The sequence below is a fragment of the Acinetobacter sp. V2 genome (assembly GCF_001188385.1).
Taxonomy (GTDB): domain Bacteria; phylum Pseudomonadota; class Gammaproteobacteria; order Pseudomonadales; family Moraxellaceae; genus Acinetobacter; species Acinetobacter oleivorans.
Window position 1 is genome coordinate 68,020 of the sequence record NZ_JZFB01000010.1, and the last position, 276, is coordinate 68,295.

The following is a 276-nucleotide window of genomic DNA, read 5'->3' on the forward strand; positions in this document are numbered from 1 at the left end:
CTGGTGACTTCAACCACCATTAGTGCAATTGCCGATTTCCCGTTCTTTTTCTTGTTCCTGACCATCTTTGCGATTATTGGCGGGAAATTGTTTTGGGTGATGTTGCTGGTTGTACCACTTATGCTTTTGCCGGGTGTTCTCGTGCAGAAAAAACTAGCACAACTCGCACAAGAGGGTATGAGAGAGTCATCAATTCGTAATGCCATTCTTGTTGAAGCAGTGCAGGGTATTGAAGACATCAAGCTTTTACGTGCTGAATCACGCTTCCAAAACCAG

General features: G+C 44.6%; 1 protein-coding gene. It reads left to right on the forward strand.

The genetic code is table 11. The annotated features are described in order from the left end of the window. A partial coding sequence (locus UC75_RS18050; RefSeq protein WP_265597229.1) for an ABC transporter transmembrane domain-containing protein occupies window positions 1-276 on the forward strand: 276 nt, incomplete at both ends.